The 23,784-nt window shown below is 36.9% G+C and carries 21 protein-coding genes; all 21 read right to left on the bottom strand.

Annotated elements, in window-relative coordinates:
* Nucleotides 1-208: 208 nt before the first annotated feature.
* Nucleotides 209-1,705: a hypothetical protein gene (locus FGS84_RS23020; protein ID WP_055650593.1), complete on the bottom strand. Its 1,497-nt coding sequence runs from the start codon at nt 1,703-1,705 to the stop codon at nt 209-211.
* Nucleotides 1,706-1,723: 18 nt separating this feature from the next.
* The gene (locus FGS84_RS23015) at nt 1,724-2,758 is read right to left on the bottom strand and encodes a hypothetical protein (protein WP_055650592.1); all 1,035 of its coding nucleotides are present in this window, start codon (nt 2,756-2,758) and stop codon (nt 1,724-1,726) included.
* A gap of 473 nt (nt 2,759-3,231) precedes the next feature.
* Nucleotides 3,232-3,939: an acyltransferase gene (locus FGS84_RS23005; protein WP_138310655.1), complete on the bottom strand. Its 708-nt coding sequence runs from the start codon at nt 3,937-3,939 to the stop codon at nt 3,232-3,234.
* Between the two features lie 5 nt (nt 3,940-3,944).
* A complete protein-coding gene (locus FGS84_RS23000; RefSeq protein ID WP_138310654.1) occupies nt 3,945-4,865 on the bottom strand; it encodes a hypothetical protein in 921 nt (306 codons plus the stop codon).
* Nucleotides 4,862-6,412 carry an oligosaccharide flippase family protein gene (locus FGS84_RS22995; protein ID WP_171042702.1) on the bottom strand — a complete coding sequence of 517 codons (1,551 nt, stop codon included), beginning with the start codon at nt 6,410-6,412 and terminating at the stop codon, nt 4,862-4,864. The genes FGS84_RS23000 and FGS84_RS22995 overlap by 4 nt, the downstream gene beginning before the upstream one ends.
* Nucleotides 6,413-6,422: 10 nt before the next feature.
* The gene (locus tag FGS84_RS22990; protein ID WP_138310652.1) at nt 6,423-7,430 is read right to left on the bottom strand and encodes a glycosyltransferase; all 1,008 of its coding nucleotides are present in this window, start codon (nt 7,428-7,430) and stop codon (nt 6,423-6,425) included.
* Complete coding sequence (locus FGS84_RS22985) at nt 7,427-8,233, bottom strand: LicD family protein (RefSeq protein WP_138310651.1); 807 nt, start codon at nt 8,231-8,233, stop codon at nt 7,427-7,429. The genes FGS84_RS22990 and FGS84_RS22985 overlap by 4 nt, the downstream gene beginning before the upstream one ends.
* 279 nt (nt 8,234-8,512) lie before the next feature.
* A complete protein-coding gene (locus FGS84_RS22980; RefSeq protein WP_138310650.1) occupies nt 8,513-9,508 on the bottom strand; it encodes a hypothetical protein in 996 nt (331 codons plus the stop codon).
* Complete coding sequence (locus FGS84_RS22975; protein ID WP_138310649.1) at nt 9,489-10,727, bottom strand: hypothetical protein; 1,239 nt, start codon at nt 10,725-10,727, stop codon at nt 9,489-9,491. Before FGS84_RS22975 ends, FGS84_RS22980 begins: the two co-directional genes overlap by 20 nt.
* Nucleotides 10,724-11,941: a glycosyltransferase gene (locus tag FGS84_RS22970; protein ID WP_138310648.1), complete on the bottom strand. Its 1,218-nt coding sequence runs from the start codon at nt 11,939-11,941 to the stop codon at nt 10,724-10,726. The genes FGS84_RS22975 and FGS84_RS22970 overlap by 4 nt, the downstream gene beginning before the upstream one ends.
* 84 nt (nt 11,942-12,025) lie before the next feature.
* On the bottom strand, nt 12,026-12,853 hold the full coding sequence (locus tag FGS84_RS22965; RefSeq protein ID WP_138310647.1) for an acyltransferase: 828 nt from the start codon (nt 12,851-12,853) through the stop codon (nt 12,026-12,028).
* The gene (locus tag FGS84_RS22960; RefSeq protein ID WP_138310646.1) at nt 12,843-14,168 is read right to left on the bottom strand and encodes a glycosyltransferase family 4 protein; all 1,326 of its coding nucleotides are present in this window, start codon (nt 14,166-14,168) and stop codon (nt 12,843-12,845) included. The genes FGS84_RS22965 and FGS84_RS22960 overlap by 11 nt, the downstream gene beginning before the upstream one ends.
* Nucleotides 14,169-14,174: 6 nt before the next feature.
* Nucleotides 14,175-15,149 carry a glycosyltransferase family 2 protein gene (locus FGS84_RS22955; protein WP_138310645.1) on the bottom strand — a complete coding sequence of 325 codons (975 nt, stop codon included), beginning with the start codon at nt 15,147-15,149 and terminating at the stop codon, nt 14,175-14,177.
* Entirely contained in the window at nt 15,150-16,082 is a 933-nt protein-coding gene (locus FGS84_RS22950) for an NAD(P)-dependent oxidoreductase (protein WP_138310644.1), read from the bottom strand.
* On the bottom strand, nt 16,079-17,233 hold the full coding sequence (locus FGS84_RS22945) for a glycosyltransferase (protein WP_243130042.1): 1,155 nt from the start codon (nt 17,231-17,233) through the stop codon (nt 16,079-16,081). Before FGS84_RS22945 ends, FGS84_RS22950 begins: the two co-directional genes overlap by 4 nt.
* Nucleotides 17,234-17,252: 19 nt before the next feature.
* The gene (locus tag FGS84_RS22940; protein WP_138310642.1) at nt 17,253-18,101 is read right to left on the bottom strand and encodes an aldolase/citrate lyase family protein; all 849 of its coding nucleotides are present in this window, start codon (nt 18,099-18,101) and stop codon (nt 17,253-17,255) included.
* 18 nt (nt 18,102-18,119) lie between these two features.
* Nucleotides 18,120-18,722: an acetyltransferase gene (locus tag FGS84_RS22935; RefSeq protein ID WP_138310641.1), complete on the bottom strand. Its 603-nt coding sequence runs from the start codon at nt 18,720-18,722 to the stop codon at nt 18,120-18,122.
* 2 nt (nt 18,723-18,724) lie between these two features.
* A complete protein-coding gene (locus tag FGS84_RS22930) occupies nt 18,725-19,378 on the bottom strand; it encodes a sugar transferase (RefSeq protein WP_138310640.1) in 654 nt (217 codons plus the stop codon).
* A 75-nt stretch (nt 19,379-19,453) separates the two neighbouring features.
* Entirely contained in the window at nt 19,454-20,719 is a 1,266-nt protein-coding gene (locus tag FGS84_RS22925; protein ID WP_171042701.1) for a DegT/DnrJ/EryC1/StrS family aminotransferase, read from the bottom strand.
* A 240-nt stretch (nt 20,720-20,959) separates the two neighbouring features.
* Nucleotides 20,960-23,287: a hypothetical protein gene (locus tag FGS84_RS22920; RefSeq protein ID WP_138310639.1), complete on the bottom strand. Its 2,328-nt coding sequence runs from the start codon at nt 23,285-23,287 to the stop codon at nt 20,960-20,962.
* A complete protein-coding gene (locus FGS84_RS22915) occupies nt 23,284-23,772 on the bottom strand; it encodes a hypothetical protein (protein ID WP_138310638.1) in 489 nt (162 codons plus the stop codon). The genes FGS84_RS22920 and FGS84_RS22915 overlap by 4 nt, the downstream gene beginning before the upstream one ends.
* Nucleotides 23,773-23,784: the final 12 nt, after the last annotated feature.

Here is a 23,784-nt window from a genome sequence, read left to right as displayed (position 1 = left end):
GCATTTCCTTTTCCAGCCCAGCATAACGTGTATCACTCATAAATCGAATCATTGTATTCTTCCTCCTTTACATTTTCATCCGTTTTTAAGCACAAAAAAGACAATCACACTTTGATAAATAAAGCATGATTGCCTTTTACTTTTAACTTAATAGTTCTTAAAAAATGGAGGCAAAAAACATTAATTTTGCCTCCATTTTATATAATAATTATTTTTTTATTGAAAATCTTAATGCCAACTCTGATATATACTCCAAAGTTTTTAATATATTAGGATATACTGGACAAACACTTAAACTCTCAACTACAATAATTGATCCGAGCAAAAATATAATCCATAGACTTAAATATATTTTTTCGGATTTACGAATTGAGCTTTTCATTTTTTCTAACATTTCATCATTACCAAATATTTCTGATAAATCTTCATCTGTTAATATGTCTTTGTAATTAAGTTTAAGTTGTTCATAACTGTCCCATACTTTTTTGATTTCATAACGTGATTGACAGTAACATATTATTAAATATACAAAAGAACCCAGTAAAACACATTCTACTATAATAGTAATTTCTTTTGTAAAAAGATTATCTAATGGCTGATTTGACACTATATTAGCCAAAATCACAGTAAACAAAAATCCAAATATAGCAATGATATTTGACTTAAATTTATCTAATAATCCAGTCGCATATTCTCCTGTTCTTGAAACGGTATCGCTTATAAATTCCGCAACTTTATTCTTTAGTTCTAAATACGCCTTTACATTTTCTTTTAAATAAAGGTTATAATTAGACTGTATTGAAGCCATAACTTTTTCATCGATTTCCGTTATGGAAACGTACTTACAATGCAAACTAATTACGTTTCTAACAATGATTGCTTTATCAATTGGATTCCCATCTGTATAAATCCAATTGTAAATACTGTACAAGATCTTGTTATCTGGTAGCTCACTTATATTACAACAATATTCCATTGTACGTTGACCATTTATTATACCTTTAAGTTGACTATTACTTATTGTGGATGATGTTGCAATAAAACTGATAGATAATAAAACCATAATTTTTTGAAATACTTCTCTTAATGGGTTGTTTTCGTAATCAATCGTAATTTTAAAATCATCCGGCAGCACCTCAAAAATGTCAAAATTATAAAAGTATGAAACCTCCCTGCACTCCTCCATTCTTCTTTTTCTGTTAAATTCAGTATTTACCATACCATTTCCATTGGGTACAAAAAACATAGTTTTAGTTGCAAACATTGCAACGGGACTATATACGTCAAACACTAAATAATTTGATGACTGTTTTAATAAATTAGAGAATGCAATCATAACTTCTTCTAAAGACAAAGAAAGTATATCTTTAACAAATTCATCAAATGCATAAATAGAAAAATGATTATTAACCACTTCCTTATCAATCTTTACTTTAACATTTATGATTTCATCTTCTAATGTGTCGTTAATAAACCCCTTATAATCCTCTTCATTACCTAATGAAAAATCATAAACCTGTTCTGTTTCATCTTGCAAAACTATTTTTATTTTATCTCTTTGTGAAACGGAATTTATGATATCCAAAAAATACCCATACTCTGGAGCATTTTTAACCTCAAATTTAAAGGAGGCTTCATATACTTTCATTCTTTCTGAAACGACACTATCTATTATTGTTGCTGCCTGAATCAACTCTGTAAGCATAATCCCCCTCCTCTTGTTTTATTTATTTGAAAATCTTCTAAATGTCAAATCATTATCTGTTTTTATTTGTATATATCTATTTCCATCATTATCTCTATATGCTTTTATAGTTTCATCAAAATCGTCTATAGCATCCGTTATTCTTAACTGTACACCGTGGCAAACATCATAAACCTTTCTAATACGGGCATTTATAACTGATGGTACCGTGTTAAACTGCTTATCAAATTTGTATTTCTCTGGTAATTCCCGTATCTTTTCTAATACTTTTTCCATTTTATCTTGTTCCAATTCCGTTGGTTTATAGTTTTCCAATGTACTTTGAATCATAGTGTCATAATCAATATAATCATTAGACTTAAAATATGTAATCATTGTATTTCTAAGCAGTGTGTGATCTCTTGGTGCAATACCTTTTACATTTCTATTTAATGTACTATCTATTGCACGAAATGCTTTATCTGTATTTACTTCGTCACTTACAACTTGATCTAATTCTAAAAAATTATCATACCAATACTTTGCAATATTATTAGAATATACTTTTGCTGAAAAATTAGTTGCATTGGGATCGTCAATTCTAAAAGTACAGGACTTCCAAAGTTTAGTTTTATCTTTTGAAAATCCGGATTTAAAGCTAAAATCTTCATCGTCTACAAAATCGGTATGTTCCACCTTAGCCAGCAAATATATATGCTCATCCATCTCTTCATCGTACATAAGAGCTTGTATTAAACTACCTTTTTGTACATTTGTATTCATATGTGCCACGGAAGTTTGTGCTTCTTGCTCTTTTAATAACAGTCTTTTAGCTATAAAATCCATTTTATCTGTTACAAAATTGGCATCTATCTGATTTTTTACTATATCTAAAATACAGCTTATTACTTCTGTATTAGCTGACCGTGTATGATATTCTCTAATAGAGGAATTATCATTTATATAAGTAATCAATGTTCTCACATAGTCAGAAAATGTTTCTGGCGTATCCCGTACATAAACAACATTATTCTCATAATCAATGATTCTTATTGTTTGAAAAACAATTTCCATCTTTAGCCCTCCTGCCAATACTTTTTTCAATTATACCACATATTGGAAGCAACTTGGACAAAAAATTGCCTTTTTTATACCATCTGCACTTTCATGTTTTATTTTGGGCCCATTCTTCCACTATTGGGATAAGACATTGCCAACTTAAATCTACAGTATGAATAAAAATTCCATATATTAGCTCGAATTGGATACTCTTTTCTGTATTCAAATTCCATCTGGTACTTTATGCTATGTCTGGTACACCACCAATGAATATCTTTCATTTTCATAGAATTACCAGCACTTATATGTTCTCCTAGCATTTTAATCTTATAATTATCTGTCTCTGTTTTAGCAAATAAATAAAACCATACATTAAAATATCTAATTATGTATACCTCACAATCTCCATTGTACATCATACACACTCCTGTCTATACAGTAATATATTTTCCACTTTTCTACAATATCCACATAATGTATACTGTAGTCTATGGGGTAAATATTTTGACTATAATTAGAATGATTCCCATTATCCCCAATGGGAACCTTGCCAAGCGATTAATAGCCCTAATAAAACGCTCTTGATGTTTCACTGCGATTGCGCCTGCAAAATAATAGAAAAAGAAATTGAAGGCGAATATCGTTCTAATGTCATTATCAACATCTACTGCCCAGCTAACCTTAAAGTATGCTAAAAATGCAGCAATACATAAGACAAACAAAGATACCTTTGTATTCTTCAGCAACTTAAAAAGGACTGGTGCAAGCACAATGTATACTATCAACTGGAACAAAAACCACATTGGGAAAACATATTTATAAAAAACAATCCCCTTGATGATGGTACCAATACATATATGTATCTCTGCGTTATTTGAAGTCAACAAAGCATGCGCAGACGTAAAAATAAAATAATATAGTCCAGACCAACCCAAAAACGGTATTAAATCACTCGTCAACCTTCTTTTCTGTTTTGCAATTACATCTCTCAAAGTTTCTGCATTTCTATAGAACAAAAAACCCGAAAGAAACATAAAGATTGGAACTGCTGCTGTAAATAAACCATGAGATAGGCTTCCCTCTATTCGCGCAGTGATACCACTCCCCCCATTGTACGAATGGATACCAACAACCATTAACGCACATATGAATGGGGTTATCTGAAGAAATTTATCAAAAATCTTCTCGTTCTCCATATTGTTCAATCCTCATCATGTAAAATCCGCTCATAAGCCATTGGGTACTCTTTGCTAAGCCTATCCATAATAATTTGGTTTCGATTCCCCAAAACATTTTCTGTGGCCATTTGCACCGCTTGTGACCCACTAATTAAAGAAAATGGCTTGTGATATTTCTGTGTTTTTACTGTCTTGGTCCTATTTTCAGCGGCCATAAACATATACCACAAATCATCATTTTTATACGCCAACTCTCTAATTTTCTTTGCATTTTTTGCGTCCTTGTAAAAACCATTATACGGAATTAAGCAACCGCCTCCGGGCGACGGATTCAGGCTATAAGATGGTTGCTTGCATCCAATCTTGGAAATTGTTTTCCATCTTCCTGGATTTTTCAGCGTGCCATCCTTTTCATAATCTATAGCTTGAGCACGTTCACAGACTATACAGTCAGGATATTGAATATGTTTATCCATTAAGCGTTTTATAGCATCAACAGGATAAATAATATCATCATCAAAAGTTATAATAACTTCGTCTGGTTGTTGATTCAAAAGGCAATAATAGTACTTTTTATGTCCATATAAATCTTCACACCAGTTGATTTCAAGCCCATAATTCCGTAGTTCTAGCAATTGCCTCGGCAAATGATGTTCTGGAAATTGTTCCTCTGCTAACCATAGAATTATACGATCAGGTTTGTAACTTTGAGTCATTAGAGATTTCAATGCAATATGTACATATTCGATACGTGCCGGAAAAGAAGTCATTGATGCAATAACCTTTTCTAATCTTTTTTTTGAATTCAAAGCATTCTCTGTTATACATTCAGTCTGAATTAATACATTTTCTTTTTTTGATAAAAACTGATAAAGCTTTCCGGCAAAAATTGGAATTCGTACAGCTTCAGGTATTTTTAACAACTCTATATATTCTCTTTTCATACTATTCTCCTATATAACTTTGATAGAATCCTGTTTACATAATTTTTTTCTTCCCGATTTAAGGATATAGCATATATAGAAACAAGATATATAATAATATACAAAATAATAGTAGATAAATATATAATCATACTATTAATCTGGTTTATATACACACAGAATATTCCGAATAATATTGGCAATATTAATCCCAAACTTTCTCGTGAAATATCTTTCCAAAACAACACAATATCAATATTACACTGTTTAAAATAATAATAATTCATAATAAGACCATCTACTATAATAACTGACATTGCTGTTCCTATAGCTGCTCCTAAAGCACCCCAAATTTTACAAAGAATTATTGTCACAACCAGATTAATAGCGGACATAAATAAGTACGCAATACTTCTAAATTTGTGCTTATCTAAAGCACGTTGAATATCAATTCCAACATTCTGTATTAAAACAATTGATGAGCACAGCATTAATAAAATCGCTATGCTATACGATTCCGCATAATCTGCTCCTGCCCAATATCTTACAATAAACTGTTTGCCAAAAAAAATAAATCCTGTAAAAACCAATCCTAAAATTACAAACTGAATGCGCCCTACCTTTATCATCAATGTTGTTAGCTGATTTCTTTGTTCTAGTGAATCGTTATTAAAACTATTCACAATAACGTGAACTCTAGTTCTAAAAACATTCGATACAGATGTAGAAAAATTTTCATAATATATATGTAATGATGACGCTACAGAATAAATCGCCACTGATGCAGTCCCTTGAAAACGTCCTAATAATATTTTATCAATATTCCAATTAATTTGCCCAACTATAGTATTTATCAAAATAAACGATGTATAGACAAACATAGATTTAAACAAGCCCTTTTCAAAACCAAAAAAAATAAATCTCTCATGTAAAATATGAATAACATAAAAAATATTAAGCACATCTACTATTATTGCTAGCAGAACATTTATCGAAACAACTACAATAGATTTATATCCTGCAAATAAAAGTGGGATTATCAGCAAAGGGGCTACAATTGTTTTTCCCATACCTATTATTTTTTGAAAAATAAATCTTTCATTAGCAGACAAAATTGTGTTAAATACGCTCATTGGAAATGATATCGACAAGTTAAGAGTCAATAAAAGCATTAAAATTTTAGCTATTCTATATTCCTTATCCGTAAGACCATCATTATAAACCATTTCCAAATGTGTCGTCAAAAAAAGACCTATTATCAGCGCTACAATCCCAATTATCGAAAAAACAATCATAAACAAGCCATTTAATCTGTATATAGATTGCTTTTTATCAACGGTTTTATATTGCGCATAAAACTTTAGATATCCACTACCAAATCCAAGGCTCAAAATTGAAAGCATTGAAATAACTGAAGCTGCTGTATTATACAATCCATACTCGCTTTGACCAAATTTTCGAATCATAATAGGAGTATAAACTATTCCTACAATAATGCTCATTATCATTTGACCGTAAGAAAGTACAGCACCAAAACGTATCTGCTTTGTTGTATTCTCACTCATCATATTCTTTTCACTAAACCTCATTATTTTTTAATCTAAGAATAATTTTTTTTATCTTTTTTCGCCAATAATACTTATAATCCATTTCAATTTTATATATAAACGGTAGGTATAAAATAAAAAATCTTATTCTTTGATAATTCCTAGTCGGTGCTTCATTCTTTTTTAAATAATCAATCAATCTATTATAGATTTCACTATATTCTTTAATCATGTGCGACCTGGTTATTTTTTTAATTGCAGAAATTCTTGCACCATAACATGATTTCTGTGCTAAAGGTAATAACTCAGGATAACTATTTTTTATAAAATTGCATCTCTCATCTGCAATTTCAAGTGAGATTAAATACTTAGGATGAAACAATTGATGCTCGTTACTTCCTTCACGAATATTATAATGATATAAACATTCACCCACATGAACCGCTCTATTACATTTATCAAAAACATGATGCATTATGTACACATCTTCTCTAGCTACTCCTTCTGGAAATCTAACTTCTTTAAATATATGTCTTAGAAATACTTTATTGCAAGGACTTCCCGTAATATATGCTGAATTAAAGTACTCTCTTATAATATCTTTAGTTGAGCCCCATACATAATTCTTGCCTGGAATTTTTGAATTTACTACTCTAATACCTGAATGGGTTATAAATCCGCATATCGCCATTTCACTATTCGTATTGACTAATGATGTAATTAATGATTCATACATATTAGGTTCAATAAAGTCATCACTGTCACAAAACGCCACATATTTTCCGGTTGCAATATTAATACCCATATTCCTGGCTGAGCCTTGACCTCCATTTTTCTTATGAATGACTTTTACCCGAGAATCAAGCATTTTATATTCATCACAAATTTGTGGACACATATCTGTAGACCCATCATCAACAAGAATAATTTCAATATTCCTATATGTTTGGTTAATAATAGAATTTATACAGGCTTTCAAATAAGTCTCTACATTATATACCGGGATAATAACTGATAATAATTCTTCATTAAAGCTCATAATTCACACTCCACTATCGATGTACAGCATTCATGCACTTCTGATTCCGGTGGAATCTGCATATAGTCTCCATATCTCTCTGTTAAGAATTCATCATAATTTCTTGGAATAAAAAATTGATACCCCTCAAATTGATGTTCCATTAAATCTTCAAAAGTGCTTCTCTCAATCACATATATACCATTATTAGGATGAGCCACCTTATAGACATATTTTGTTTTAAACGGTTTTAAGACCTTCATTGCAAATTCCCGAAAAGTATTAATTATTTCATATGGTAACCATGAAAACATTTTATAAATTTGTATCTTTTTTTTTGAGCCAGAATAAATTCCGCTCTTGACCTTCCCAATACATGACCAAAACATTGCCATTCTCACCTGCAAATTAATCGTCAGGGGCGTTACATTATCAATTGGATGCAGGTCGATAAATACCCCATTATGCAACTCTTTGAGCGTTGACAATTCTTTTTCCACAAAAACTGTACCATTCAATCTAACCTTACCCCAACTATTTGGATATCGTTTCTCAGATTTATAATTGCTAAAAAAAATCTTTTCAATTGGATGTCTCATCATATATTTGACGAAACAATCATAGTCCTTTCTGGGCATACACATATCGATATCATGATCCCATGGAATGAATCCATCATGGCGAATAGCTCCCAATACAGATCCCCCATATAACGAGCATTTCCATCCATGAGCCCTGCAAATCTTATCAACCTCAATTGCAATCTTCAGCATTCTATCATGTAATATGTCAATATCATATCCACAAACCGTGTATTTACTCATATTAATCCTTCTCAATTATCATTCCATAAGGATAAAATGATTTTAACTTCAGCAAATGCATAATATCCTTAACAGTATTCTTATCACTACAATATAAACACAAGACCCTACAAATCCAGAGGCATGTCTGCTCTCTGTTTTATAAACCTTTGCAAATAAAAATAGCCAATAACAGCAACATCTATTTCCCAACTATGCATACTCAACAGCCCTCCCTCCAACCATTGAATCATATGCTTAGATTGATGAGTATAATACTAGAAATCAGGAATCACCACCCTACCTCCTAATTTTCGATGTGATTTTTCGTTTGATAGCTGTTAATAATAAATCAAATTTTCTATATTTAATCATATTTATCACCATTTGAGTCTTTCCCTTAACAATGAATAGCATGTTGTTCCTTTTATCTAGCATTGTCATATAAACATTATCTGGAATAAAATACGTAGGATGCTTAAGTGGAAATGTAATTTCCTCACCTTTTCGCAAATATAGTTTCTGTTCATCCTTTCCTATCAATCTCAAATCATTCACTGAACTATGTGTTGCATTATCAGATATTCCCAGGTTCTGAACAAGATTGTATTTCGGAATTATTGCATAACGTGAATTAATAGCACAACCCAGACCAACTATGCTCTCCCAATACTCCTTACCCGTTTTTTCGTGCCTAATCGCAGTTTTTATCCACGATTCACTTCTTTTTCCGTATTTTTGCTTTAGATTATGAAGAGCGTACTCATCGTGCAAAAATTCATACCTATCTTCCCAAGAATCTGCTACTCTACGCCAACTTGCCCATGCACCAGAACCGGTATACGCAAACATATAATCATTCGGACACCATGTTGCAACTCCGAATATATTATAACCACAAATATGGCTTATTCTTTCATCAAACTCATACTTATCTAAAAGTTCCTTACAGAACATGAAATAGCTTTGTCCCGGAACCTGATCATCTTCTAAAATAATACACTTATCAACTATAGAAAAGGCCCACTTAAAAGCAAAAAAAGTAGATGGATCGCAACCAAGATTCTTCTCGTTATAATGTTTATAAATTTCACATTCCCAATCCACACTCTCTGCAATTTTTCGACATTTCTTAATTCCTTCCAAATCTCCTTTGTTTCCTTCTCTCAGCCCATCTTGCCAAAGCAATAATCTTCTTGGTCTTGCCTGTTTTACACTTTCAAAAACTCTTTCAAAAGTATCATCTCTTACGAAAAAGATAAGCAACACAGACACATCAGTTTTCCACGATTTCATAAGTCATCTCCTCATATTCCATAAAGGTTTCGATTGATAATGGCACTAAAAACCATACTACATACATTAACGGTAGTGCTGTATGTATAGGATTTGTAAATCCCATTAAAGCCAACATTAGAAAAACAGGCCAGTAGCAATTACCTTTATCATTAATAATCGCTCTCACTCTTTTCTGTGAAGAAAAATACAAATAATAGAATGGAATGCCCCCTAATAATCCCAAATCTGATAATACAGTCAGGAATGTTGCATGACCATCAAAATCCAAATGCCTATTACCCCAAAATGGTGATTTCAAAAAAGCTTTTATGGTTTCAGTATATAATGTCATTCGTCCGTTCAAATTGTATCCTGATACATCACCTCCCACTAAGAAATAATAAATCTCATATAGTCGAATTGCCATCTGTTCAGACGGCACGTGTGATGCTGCCGTTTTTAAAAGCCACGGAGATAAAATTGCAAGTATAGCAAATAACAATACAAGGACTGTTTTATTTCTTCCAGGCTTAGTATTACAATATATTTCTGCACAAATACCAATAATCGATATTAAAACGGATAACGTATATTGTGCCAAAAGCAAAAAATAAACCTGATAGATAATCAGCGCTACCATAATTGCTTTAATCACGACTCTTTTTGCTTTACACGCCAACATAGTGCTTATCGCTATTGTAAAAGGTATTGCATAAACGAAATAATAATTTGCAACATTGTTTGCACTGTTTTCTTTGAATCCTGCCCACGCTCTTGTAATATTTGGATTAATTCTTAGTTCTTGTATCGTAAAAAGCATTACATATGCAAAAAGTGCATACGAGAAAATAAGTACAATTTTTTTTACTCTAAAAGGAGAAAAATCTATTATTCTCTTTAGAAAAAGTAGAGGAAAAAACATCATAGCCATTTGATAATATTTACTCAAAAACCTTTTTAATCCTCGGTCTGATACATCAGCAGCGATTGAACTTGCATCAGTCAAAATCATGTACAAGAATGATATAAAAGCGATTAGAAATAAATATTTTACAATAATAGTCGACAATTTCATACCATTTCGTATTGTACCTATCACAATATAAACAAAGACAAGTGCTAACGGAAAAAGGAATGTCAATTTTGCCGAAACCGAAGGCAATATATAATACATTGAAAAGAACACTATAAATATCGTGTCTATCGTTAAAATTCGATTATTTCTATTTTCACTCATATTACACACTCATTTTTATATAATTCTAAATATTTCTTATAGTTTGTCCCCTTATTGAACTCCTTAATAACAAACTCTCTGCATTTTTTAGAATAGCTTTGTTTCTTCTTATTTTTTACTGTCTGAATCGCATCTAAAAACTCTTTAATGTCTCCGTTTCTTACTTTAAAACCAGACATACCATCAACTGTTTCATATACCCCAGTGTCTGAATATGTGACGACAGGAACTCCACAAGCTTGTGCTTCTACGTTAACTAAAGATAAAGATTCTTCCCATGTACAGTTCGTAAATACGTCACATGCAGAATAAATATTTCTCAATTCGCTTCTGTCAAAAATGAAGGGAAATGCCTTGATTTTTTCGGGTAATATCTGTCTCTGTTTTTCTGTACAGCCAATCATAACAAAAACCATATCTTCATACAAAAAATCAATCATCGCAGTTAATAATGTCTGATTAATTGGTAATAACCATTTATTTGCTATACCTAAAATCACAAATTTTTCATTTCCAATCCCATTCCTTATTCTAAAGTCAGAAAAACTTGGCCTAAAAAAATCTGTATCAATTCCATTATGTATTGTAATAATCTTTTTGCATCCCAAAAAAGTCCTCTTTGCCTCATGCGATATCCACTCAGACACTCCAACTATTGTTAAATCATCTACCTTAGACAAATACTTCTTTTTATCCTTTAATATCTTCTTTGAAGCATCACAGAATAATGCGGAGGTATCTTTTTTTTTCTTAGGACAGTGACCGCATTCTTTTAACCACCCATCGCATCTTGCAGATGCATAATGAAAACACCCACCCGTATAAAACCAGCAATCATGTAATGTAATAATTGTTTTTATTCTTTTTTTCGCTAAATAGTCAAGGAGCATATTTAGATAGATAAAGTTACTATGTAGATTATGTAAATGCACAATATCCGGTTCTACTGTTTCAATATACTTTAATAAATTCCATGTTGCAATTTTGGAAAAGTATGCTTGCTTCCCATTTATCCTTCCCAATAAAGCATGAATCTTTTTCCCAAAAGTATTTCCTATTTGATATCCATTAACAATTTCGTTTCTCGACAAAGGTGATGTAGAATATGCAACGTATGAATCAATTCCATTCTCAATCGAAAGTGTATGAATATCACTAACAATATACCCTGTACTTCCAGAAGCATATACTGCATTTATTTGCATTACTTTCATGACTCAATCTCCCTTTGCATTTTATTCGCCCCGCAAATACAGCATTTGGCGCACACTTCTACTTATCCTGTAGTATTCAGTTTTTTACACTATAGGGTTAATATAGTTTTTGAAAAATGCTTTCTTTTTTGATATTTGAATAACAAGCGATGAAAAAAGAACAGTCACCAAGATAATCGCTGTTGCTCCAATATATTTATTCATAAATACAAAGAAAAACACCACCGGAAAACACTGCGGTAATACTGTCAAAAATAGTCTCTGACTCATAAAAATCAGTATACTCATGTTTCGCATCCATCTTGCATATTTTCCATCTGGCAAACGGATTGAAATCAGAAACCCTAAAATACAGAATACCGTAGGAATCATCATAATTGTTAAGTCAATTCCTGTATGCCCTCCCGATATTTTTCGAATCAACAAGGCTTCTGCTAACACATTAACAGCGGCATTGGGAAGTTTTTCAGTCAGCCAAAAAGTCAGCAGTGTGCCGATTGCCAACATTGGCATAAACCAGATTGTATAAAAGGTAGATTGGAAAACCCACCCCTGAATTTTCCATAAGACAAAACCAGCAGATATAGAATTCCAGTCCCAGCGTAAAATTGTAAAAAGCAAATAAGGAATGCTCCACAAAAGGTATATTCTGTAAATTCTCAAAACCTGTTTTTTTACAATACTCCAGCGTTCTTCTCTGTTATAAATCCCCTCAAGTTTATTATAAAGAAGAAATCCACTGATGACCATAAAGAGCGCTACGGCTACAGCATACAGCGAAAGCGCTTCTTCCAATAGACCTGGCAGTGAACCATGCTCGCTAAAATAATGGTAAAATAGAATCAAAAATGCACAAAAAAATTTTCCGATGTCAATTCCCGGATACACGGATTTTGTAATTTTATTTTCCATTACCTTTCCCCCGCTGCTTCAAATTTGCCTGTTCGATTGTATGGATTAGAATACTATCCATACGCCCACGTTCATGGTGTTCCACTCCGCAATCGTATGCTTTTTTTGCATACTCTAAAACTAAATCCGGAGCATTCACCAGTTCAGTCAGTTTTTCTGAAATCTGCTCGTAGCTGATAGCCGTCACTGCGGAGTCATACCGGTTAAAGTAATCAATCGGTGCAATGTCCTTATCTCCGATTGCAAAAATGCACTTGCCACTTCTCAGATAATCCGTAATCTTAGTAGAGAAGGAAAGTCTGGCTGTGTTTCTGAACTTCTTCTCAAGGCTCTCCACAAAAACAAGAATATCCGCTTCTTTCTGAACCGCCTTCACCTGTTCCAATGTCAAAGCACCTTTAACAGAGCAGCCATTACGATTCAGCAATTTGGTCTGTTCATCCGTCAAAGAATCTGTGGTGTAAATATCAAGCGTAATCTTAATACCATCCCGATTGATTCCTCCAAAAGCCTCCGCAATTGCTGCAAGAGATTTCCAACGGCCGATAATCAGCTTACCCGTGTATACCATCTTAATCGGATTTCCGGCTTGATAAGACTCAAACGGATTAAAATCAATCCCTTTCGTCATGACTACGCTATCCGTACAAAAAATCCTGTCATACTCTTCCTTCTGTTTTGGTGCAATCACCATTAGCTTCGTGCTATGTTCAATAATGTACTTGACATATTTACGCAGAATGTGTCGGTGAATCAGAGAAATGGGATTTTTATGTACAGACTTGTAGGTATAATTGTCATCCGCTAAGTAGGACACCACAGGTTTTTGAGTGCGGCTAATAATATACTTTTGGATTCTTCCCATATATATTGTTGGATAAATCGGAATAAACAGCACATCTGCATTAAATTCATCAATAAAATAGTCCAGCTCTGCGGTTTTCCATTTCCCATATTTCCAAACAATTTCTCTGCAAATGGACAATAATTCCCTTACTTTACCCTTATAGGAAGAGTATATTTTTTGTTCTTTTTTTGCTGATGGATTGTCCATAATTGAATCAACAGTCTCGTTATGAACTTCTTTCCCCGTCGTAATGCTTCTGTTCATGACGCTTCTCATGACAGCATTCTCTGAAATACTGAAAAACTTATTACAAACCGTGGTTTTAGGAAACGTTGCTTTTGTATAAATCTGTGCAATACGATTTGGATTCCAGCATTTAAAAAACTCTATCAGTGTATTGATTCCTGTATTATCCCTCCAAGCATTCGTTGTAACAACCAATACCTTTGGGAAATCTTCCTTCTTCATCTATAACTACCTCAACTTACAAATTATCTTCAATACCATCATCAATGCAGTAAATCCGCCAACCTTATATACTCTATAGAAAGTATTAACTCTCGGATTCCTGTGGTAATCCATCAATCCAGCCAATTTTTTCAAATTATTATACTCGCTTTTCTTATCAATATTAGAATACCTTGTATACCCAATAAGCAAATTGCAGTATAATTTTGCCATTGAATTTAAAATTGAATTTTTATAGTCATCTGGTAAATTAATTCTTTCTATTTCTTTCTTCCAAAACGTGATTATGCTAATTGTGTCTGTAAGATTTTTCATTGTCCAGGATACTGAAGTGGAACTCTTGTGCTGCCTGTATATAATATAGCTCTTGTCAATGCCAATAATAGAATTTGCTCCAATCAAAACATGGTAATACCACTCTTGATCTTCGCTCAACAGCCCTTCTTTAAATTCAACTCCTCCATCCACCAGGATTTTTCTGCGAATGGCTTTTGTCCAAGGCGCACAGTAAAACGCATCACATTTCACGAGTCTGTTTACATAGTCTCCTATTGTTTCACTCTCCATTGGTACTGGCATTGAAAAAGTGCAGGCTGTCATTTCATCAGTATCCTCATAATATTTTCTGAACTTATAACAAATGACATCATATCCCTTTTCTGCCTGTTCCCTTATATCATCCAGGAACATTACATCTTCTATATAATCATCACTATCAATATAGACAATGTAGTCTCCTGACGCCATATTGGTTCCTGCATTTCGAGCTGATGCGGCTCCTTTTCCTTGTTTTCGGTGGATTACATGAAATCGCGTATCTTCGTCGCAGTATTGGTCGCAAATTCTCGGACTATCATCCTCCGATCCATCATTGACCAAAATAACTTCAAAATCCCTGCAAGTTTGTGCCAATATACTATCTATGCATTGTCTCAGATATTTTTCTGAATTGTGGATTGGAATTATAATACTGAAAAACATTTATTCTACCTCATTAACTATACCCATTACCTTTTTTCCTTCTATAGCAGATAATATATTCGCTTCACAATACGTTTTTAATCGTACATTAACTTCCTGTGAAATGGCTGCTACGCCCGGCAATATGATAACATTGCGAAGCCTTCTGAATCTGTTCGTAACCGGATTGGGGATACTCTCAAACATATCCAGAACCGCTCCGCCAATAGACCCGGTCTTTAGGGCCGCAAAGAAATCATCCTCCTTGAATACTGCTTTTCGTCCTACATTCACAATCACCGAAGTCTGTTTCATTCTGCTGAGCAGCTCTTTGTCAAAAAAACCTCTTGTACTTTCACTGCCCGGCAAAGTAGAAATTACATAGTCATAGTTTCCAATTTCTTCAGCTAAAGCTTTACGTCCGCAAATAACGCGATTGAAATAAGGTCTTATTTTTTCCCTTTGGGCATATCCATCAGCAATCATGCCAAACCCGGAAAGACGTTTGGCAATTTCCGTCCCAATACTACCAGCCCCCAGAATAATGGCCTTCTTTACATACAGTTCCTGGATTTCAATATAGTGACGTTGAATCTTTGCATGACGATTGTTCGGATTTGAGTGAAGTTTTTTTGCCATAAGCAGCATTCCAAGCACAACAGTTTCTGCAATCGGAACACTATATGTACTTCCGGCATTTGCAACCATCACACCTCTATCTCTGAATTCTTCCAATGGCACTTCATCAAATCCAGCACTTGTTAACTGAAAAAACTTCAAACCAGGAAAATCCATCTTGTCAGCCTTAATCGCAATTGCTCTTGAACCAGCAATTGCAATAACATCGCTGTTATGGTCATAAGCATCTATGGTTTTATATGTAATTTTCATCACTCGTACATCAGAGGGAAATCCACTATTATCTAAATCCTTTTCTGTTAATACAATTCTCATAATGTCTGAGTTCCTCGTTTACTTAATAGCTTTTCATAGTCTGCTTTTTGATTTTCAAGCATAATTGGGCGATTATAATATTGCTTTGTTCTTTCAAATGCTGCTTGCCCAATCTCTTTCGTCCGTCCTACATCCGAAATCAACCTTTTCATTGCACTAGCAAGCTCAGATATATTCTTCGGCTCTACGAGTACACAAGAGATTCCATTCTCCATTACCTCCGAAGCGCCAGGGATTTTTGTAGTAATCATGGCAATTCCCAATGCGCCAGCTTCCTGAAGCACCATTCCGAACCCCTCTCTATATGTCGGGTGAACCAATACATCCATTGCCGAATAGTATTCATTCATCTTCGACCCGTCAACCATTCCGGTCATAACAACCTGCTCTGATTTTCTCGCCCACTCCAAAATCTCAACCGGAACATCGCAATTATCTTCCATAGAGCCAACGATAAACAGCTTCGCATTCGGCTCCGATTCTCTAATTATCCGAAATGCTGTCAGTAATTCTGTAAAGCCCTTATCCACCGAAACACGCCCAGCAAAACCATATACAAAAGCTTCATCAGATATACCGTATTGATTGCGAATTGCGGAACGATAGTCTGCCTTTTTTGAAATATCGTACCGCTGCATATCTACACCAATCGTACCGCCTTTTCCTACAACAATAGCTCTTTCTTCTGGATAAAGTCCTTCTGATACTGCAAATGCCTTATTCATTGGGCTGACAGCCCGGATATCGGTTGAATTTCTACATACCATTTTCTCAATGGCTTTAAAGATTTTTCGAGATATTCCGTCCATTCCAACATAACGAATCCCCCACTGACAATATAACCGGACAGGAACCTTCGTTATTTTAGCTGCAATACTTGCATAACAGGCAGCGTTCGGCGTGGAATACTGAACCATGTCAAACTTTACATTTCTAAAGATTTTAATAAATTCAATAATGGACTTTATGCCAGTAATATCTACACCTCTTGCCATATGTACAGGGATATAATGTATGTAATTTGGCAATGAAATCTTAAATTCTTCGTCATTATCACAAATCAGAGTTACATCATAACCACATTGTTTATGTAAATATTTAGCTGTTTCCATAACAAAAACCTTAAGTGTCAACGACACTGTAGTTATCATGCAAATCTTTTTCATTAAATTATCCTTTTCCTTTTTTATTTGCTACTATTACCGAAACTTTTTCTCGAATTATATCCAAGTTTTTCAGATATTGTTCCTCACTATATTGAGCAACCTCATGCTCCTTCAGCCTTATATCGCTTACACCCTTTACAAAAATAGATTCAATCTCCATAGGGTCTTTTACAATATTGGCATCACAGAAGCCTCTGGAGAGAATAGCTGCTGTTGAACCAAGACGATAATGTTCTGCAATAATATGCTCTGCCGGAAGCATCCCATACCCAACTCGAGCAATTCCACCAAATCCATATTTGATGCCTTTTGCTTTGATTTTTTTGCAAAGACTTGCAACCGTGTCATCACAAATCAGTTCAAACATGAAAGCTTTGTGCATAGCAAGATGTAAATCATTTAGTCCAATATGAATCTCGTCAACTCCTGGAACTTCCAGAATAGAATCAATTTTAGCTGCGGCTTCGGCTGTTTCCACAAGAAGCTGTACCTTTGCCCTGCCATCGACATAGCTCACAAACTTCTTAACATCATCCGCGGTTTTAAACATAGGAAGCATTATTACATCAGCACCTGCCTCAATAGACTGATTAATCTCATCCTCAGAGCTACAATAATCCTCAGCAGCCGTATGTAACGGATTTACTCTGACCATAAGTTCCGCATTCGTAACAATCGGGCGCATTTTTTTTATATCATCAATAGTATGATGATTCCTGACCGTATCCATCCCGCCTTGTCTTTCATCCTTGCCTATGTATTCCATATCAATCCAGATACGATCAACACCTGCTTCCTGCGCAATGTGCGCCGTAAGAGGATTATTTGTAATATACATCAATGTTAATGCCATCGTTTTACTCCGTTTCTTTTAGATAGTGTTTCTTGCCGGAACTCCAAAATATGTTCCGGCTAAATCAATATTCTTCACTACTACTGATCCAGCACCAATCATGCAGTTGGAACAGATAGAAACATTATTGCTGACGGTTGCTCCTGCACCAATCCATGTTTCATTTCCCACAGAGACAGTCCCGCACAAATGGCTTCCCACCGCGATATGTACATAATCGCTCACTTCACAATCATGATCTACGCACGAACAGGTATTGATGATGCAGCCCTTTCCTATCCTTGCTCCCGGGTTGATGACAGTGCCAGCCATGACTACAGTTCCTGTACCTATTACAATGTCTTCCGCAACAACTGCATCCGGATGAATGAGTGTAATCAGTTTTTCATCTGGAATGGATTCCTGTATCCGCCTCCGAACACTTGCATTGCCAATCCCAACGATTACATCAGCATCTATCATTCCAGCTTCGGCACTTTTCCCTGTGACTGGATAACCTCCACATTCATGGATTCTCTCATCATCGTCCAAAAAAACAATCTCACTGTAACCGTTCTTTCTTGCAATATCTGCAACTACCTTTCCGTGACCACTTGCACCGATAATTGCCAATTTTCTCATATTTATACCTCTGTATTATCTTTTACTTCAGCAGCTTCTGTACCCTTAAATTCTTCCATGGTTGCAGAGGTTTCAGAATTGATTCCTTCTCGTTTCAATACAGTCCATACAGTCTTAAAGATGATTTTCCAATCACCAAGAAATGTAATGTGGTCTACATACTCCACATCCAAATCAAACTTTTCTTCCCAGCTAATAAAGTTCCTTCCATTTACCTGTGCCAACCCAGTAAAGCCCGGTCTGACCTCATGCCGTCTCGCCTGATGCTCATTGTAGAGTGGCAGATATTTTGACAAAAGCGGCCGGGGTCCGCAAACCGCCATCCGTCCGGACAGGATAGCCCCCAGTTCCGGTAGTTCATCCAGCGACGTAGAACGAAGCCGTTTTCCAAAAGGTGTAAGGCGCTGTTCATCCGGCAGTAATTCTCCATTTTCACCTCTCTCATTGGTCATCGTCCGGAACTTGTGCAGCTTAAATATCTCTCCATGTAATCCCGGTCTTTCCTGAACAAACAGGACAGGGGAACCAATCTTTATCTTTACCAGAATCGCAATCACCAGCATGACAGGGCTTAAAACAATACACGCAAGTAATGCACACAGAAAATCCTGGGGACGTTTTATGTGCTTTTCAAAAAAGCCTTTTTTATGCCCCATATCCTTTCGTCCTCCTACAGCACTTTCAATGTTATCTTTTTCTTCATGTTTCTTGCCCATTTATGTTTCAGGGCTTCAGAAACAACTTCTAACAATCTCAATAATCTGCTCCTGCTCCTCAACAGTCATCTTGTTATCACTGGGCAGGCACAAACCTCTTTCAAAAATATCCATGCCCACATTCATACAGGCGCCTTTAATATAGGCATTCGTTTTGGCTCTGCCATTTCCCTCACTAGTGATAAACGGGTTCATTCGGAAAAACGGCTGTTCGTGCATCGGCTTCCAGATTGGACGACCTTCTGCATTGTACTTGGCCAAAGTTTCCAGAATCTCCGTCGGGCAGCTTTTACCCGGTTCGCTTATGTAGAGCGCTTTCTGCTCCCCGCGAACCTGTTCACACATGGCATCTTTATCAATCACCATGCAGCTCAACCAAAAATTCGGCTCACTGTTCTTTTCATCATAAGGGTTCATCTGCACAGGAAGGTCTTTCAGACCTTCTTTATATCGCATATAGATGGCTTTCTTTTTTGCGATATGCTCCTCCAAATATGGTATCTGCCCACGCACAACTCCGGCAATCACATTGCTCATACGGTAGTTATAGCCAAGCTCCTCATGCTGATACCAAGGAGCTGCTTCCCGGCTTTGCGTTGACCACTTGCGTACCTTTTCAGCATCCGCTTTGGAATCGGTCAGGAACATTCCACCGGATGAACCGGTAATAATCTTATTTCCATTGAAACTGATGCAGCCATAGTCTCCAAAACTGCCGGTCTGTTTTCCTTTATAAGTAGCGCCCAGGGATTCTGCCGCATCCTCTATGATGGCAGCTCCATGGGCAGTAGCTATCGTTCTAATTTCATCAAGCTTTCCCGGTGTTCCATACAGATGTACGACAACGATTACCTTGACATCCGGGTAAATTTCAAATGCTTTTTCCAGAGCCACAGGGGCCATATTCCAGGTGTCACGCTCGGTATCAATGAAAACAGGGATACCGCCCTCATAGACTACCGGATTCACCGTAGCATCAAACGTAACGTCAGAGCAGAAAACTTTTCGTTGGTTTAACGCTCCTTTTCCGATTTCAGGCTGACCATACATAGCTTCTCCCGCAAGCTTCATGGCAAGATGTAGAGATGCTGTTCCTGCCGATAATGCGACTGCATATCGGACACCAACCTTTTCAGCAATCAATCGCTCTACTTCGTTAATATTCTTTCCTACAGTGGACATCCAATTTGTTTCATAAGCCTCGGTAACATACTTCAATTCGTCACCGTGCATTGTGGGCGATGACAGCCAAATTTTGTTTTTAAACGGATTAATCATCATTTCTCTTTTCTACCTCTCGCATTCAACATTTATCTAATCAGCGGGTTCATATATGAGCTAAAATACGGCAATTAGCCGAGAATGGTAACCCCTTTAATCACATTGATAATTCATGTCTGCCTTTTTTCACTGTTTTTCTATTGTTTTCATTTCTTTTATTCTCTTCATCTATTAACCCGCGAACAAATGGTTCGTCTTCTGTATCGCTTCCCTCATCCTAAACATCCCAACTTTCTATCTCTAATACGACACCGTAGCCTCCGGCACCTCCAGCTCCGCAACCTCATCCGACCCGTAAACCTTAATACTCCCGCCGGCCCCGGTCTCCCATTTCTGGCCGTTGCCGTCAGTCACCTTTGTATTCTTCATCACCTTCCCGGATGCGTTCACCAGGCATTTCCCTTCCCCCGGAATATCGAACACCTCATAGCGGGCAGCCTTATCTGCCTTTTGCATCTTCCCCTTATAGTATGCATAACCGTCCTTGATACCTGTGATACCCTTGCCCTTGATATCAAAATAATACTGTGAACGGGTGGCGCTGACGCCGTCATCCACCATGGCTTTCCCCACCATGCATTTCCTGTCCCCATCCTCTGTGCCGCAGTAATAAAAGTCGCCCTTTACCTCAACCAGACCGAACTGTGCTGCACCGAACATATCGAAAATGTAATACCCGTCGCCGATTTTCTTTATCTCATAGCTGTCCTCGCCGCCGCACACCGGCTTTCCTGTATTATCGAAGTAATACCACTCCTTCTGGCCTGAACCGCTGGCGTCCGGAGGGCCCTCTAACTTCAGCCAGGCGCTTTCCACCTTTTCTCCGGGAATATACTTCTTATCCTTTTCTGTTTCCGGCTGGTAGAAATAACGGTATCCCTTGATTTCAGGCACAGTACTGCTCATTTTTACCCACCCGGGATACATGATGCCGTAGCTGTCAAAACAATAGGTGATGCCGTCCACATCCTTTTCCTGCCTACCGCCTTCGGACCGTTTCTTCTTTCCCGAGGACGTACTGAAGTAAAAGTAAGCATACTGTCCGTGTTCCTGTACATAATCCGCCACATCGGTATTATCCATCCAGCTTTCCGGTATCTCCAGCCATTGCCATCCCGTTGCCCTGGCTCCGTCTTCTGCGCAGTAGTAATAGGAGCTCTCCTTGTCGTCATCCTCCGGAGTCTCTGTAAGCCAGCCCTTGCGCATAACGCCGGAGGCGTTAAAGCAGTAGTACTTCCCGTCAATCTTATGCCACTTATCTACGATGACCTTTCCGTCACGCTCCGCATAGTACCAGTTATTATAATCCGCATTCCTGGAGTCCAGGCCGCTGATGACAAACCATTCTTTTTTCTTCATGGCCCCGTCATCACCCATATAACGCTTGTCACCGTTATTATCCGTTATCCAGCGTTTCCGGTAGTTCAGCCCGTTTGCATCGAAATAATAAGTCCTTTCCGCTGCCGCCGTATTCTCTGCTTCCCTATTCCCAATTGTCTTATATCCGCCCTTTAACACCGCCCCGTTTTCCCCGGCATAATACCAGTTCTCTGTCACTGCCTTGGTAACACTGTTGACATTATCAATCTTGAACCATCCCTTATCCTGAAGCACGCCGTCTTCATCCAGGTAATACCGGTCACCCTTGACGTTGTCTATATACCAGCGCTTCCTGTAATTCAGGCCGTTTGGGTCAAAGTAATACCATTTTCCGTCGATGGCTCCCCATCCTCCACGCCACAGTACGCCGTTTGAATCTCCATAGTACCAATTGGTGTATTCCTGGCCGTTGGAGGATGTTCCGGTGATGGAAAACCAGCCCTTCATAAGCTCCCCTGTGCCGTCCACATAGTAACGGTTGTCCTCTATGTTGACCCAGCGTTTCCTGGGGGAATTGCCGTTTTTGTCAAAATAGTAGGTTATGCCGTCCAGCTCATGCCATCCGTCCGTCACAAGGGAACCATCCGGCTGGATATAATACCAGTTCACATAGGGATTCCCTTTGCTGTCCACGTTCTCAGTGGAAAACCAGCCCGGCTCCGGTCTGGCTCCCTCCTCATCCACGTAATACCGCTTATCCTCTGCTGTAAAAAAAGCCTTTCTGGGTGAATTGCCTCCCGGATAGAAGTAATAATACCTTCCTCCCAGCTCATGCCAGCCGTTAACCAGGATTTTCCCGTCAGCCCCGGCATAATACCAGGCCGTGGAAGGCTTTCCAGAAGGCAGGCTTGGATTGGATGTGACGCTGAACCATCCATTTTCATAGCGGGAACCGTCCTCCTTTATGCGGTAACGCTCCCCCTCCACATTCACCCAGTTGTTGGTGACAATCAGACCATTGCCGCCCAGATACCTGGGAGTGCCGTCCTCCCAGGTAACCCACCGGTTTACCACCTTCTTATCATGCTCCATATAAATCCATTGCAGTGCGGTATCCTGCTGCCATCCGTCCGCCCCATATACGGGTATGACGGATATGACAAGGGCTGCCCATATGCATATAATCATCTGTATCAGGGTTTTTATATGCATCAGAGTTTTCACCTGCATCCGTGTATTCATCTTCATCCGCTCGATTCCTCGCTGTAAACTACCCTACGGGTTTTATCATTATCATTTATCCTGGCATACATCGTATCCAGATATGGTATGGTGGCAGAGGCCCAGGGATATTCCGCCATATAGGTTCCTGTATAGGCGGTCAGATAGGCTTCATTTCCCTTCACGAACTCGTACAAATCACATTCAAACCATTCTGTATGAATGGAAAATATGCCTCTTTTATGAATCAGCATTTCTTCACATCCATATTCCTCCAGCGTCCTTCGCAGCCGATGATACACCACCCTGATATTTTTCTTGGCCGTGCTTTCCTTAATATTTCCATATAAAATATGTACCGCCTGCGCCAACGACACGCTTCCTCCCCTTTGGTTCACAAGGATGGCCAAAAGTTCCTTGGATTTTTTGCTTGGAAAATAGATTACGCTGCCGTTAACAAAAACATCGAAACCATAAAATGTCTGTATGTATACTTTGGGCTTTTCCGGCACACCGGCACCCTC

It is taken from the genome of Clostridium sp. 1001271st1 H5 (genome assembly GCF_005845215.1).
In the GTDB taxonomy this organism is placed as follows: Bacteria; Bacillota; Clostridia; order Lachnospirales; family Lachnospiraceae; genus Enterocloster.
The sequence above is the reverse complement of the archived record's forward strand: the minus strand, read 5'-3'. Positions and strand labels throughout refer to the sequence as shown.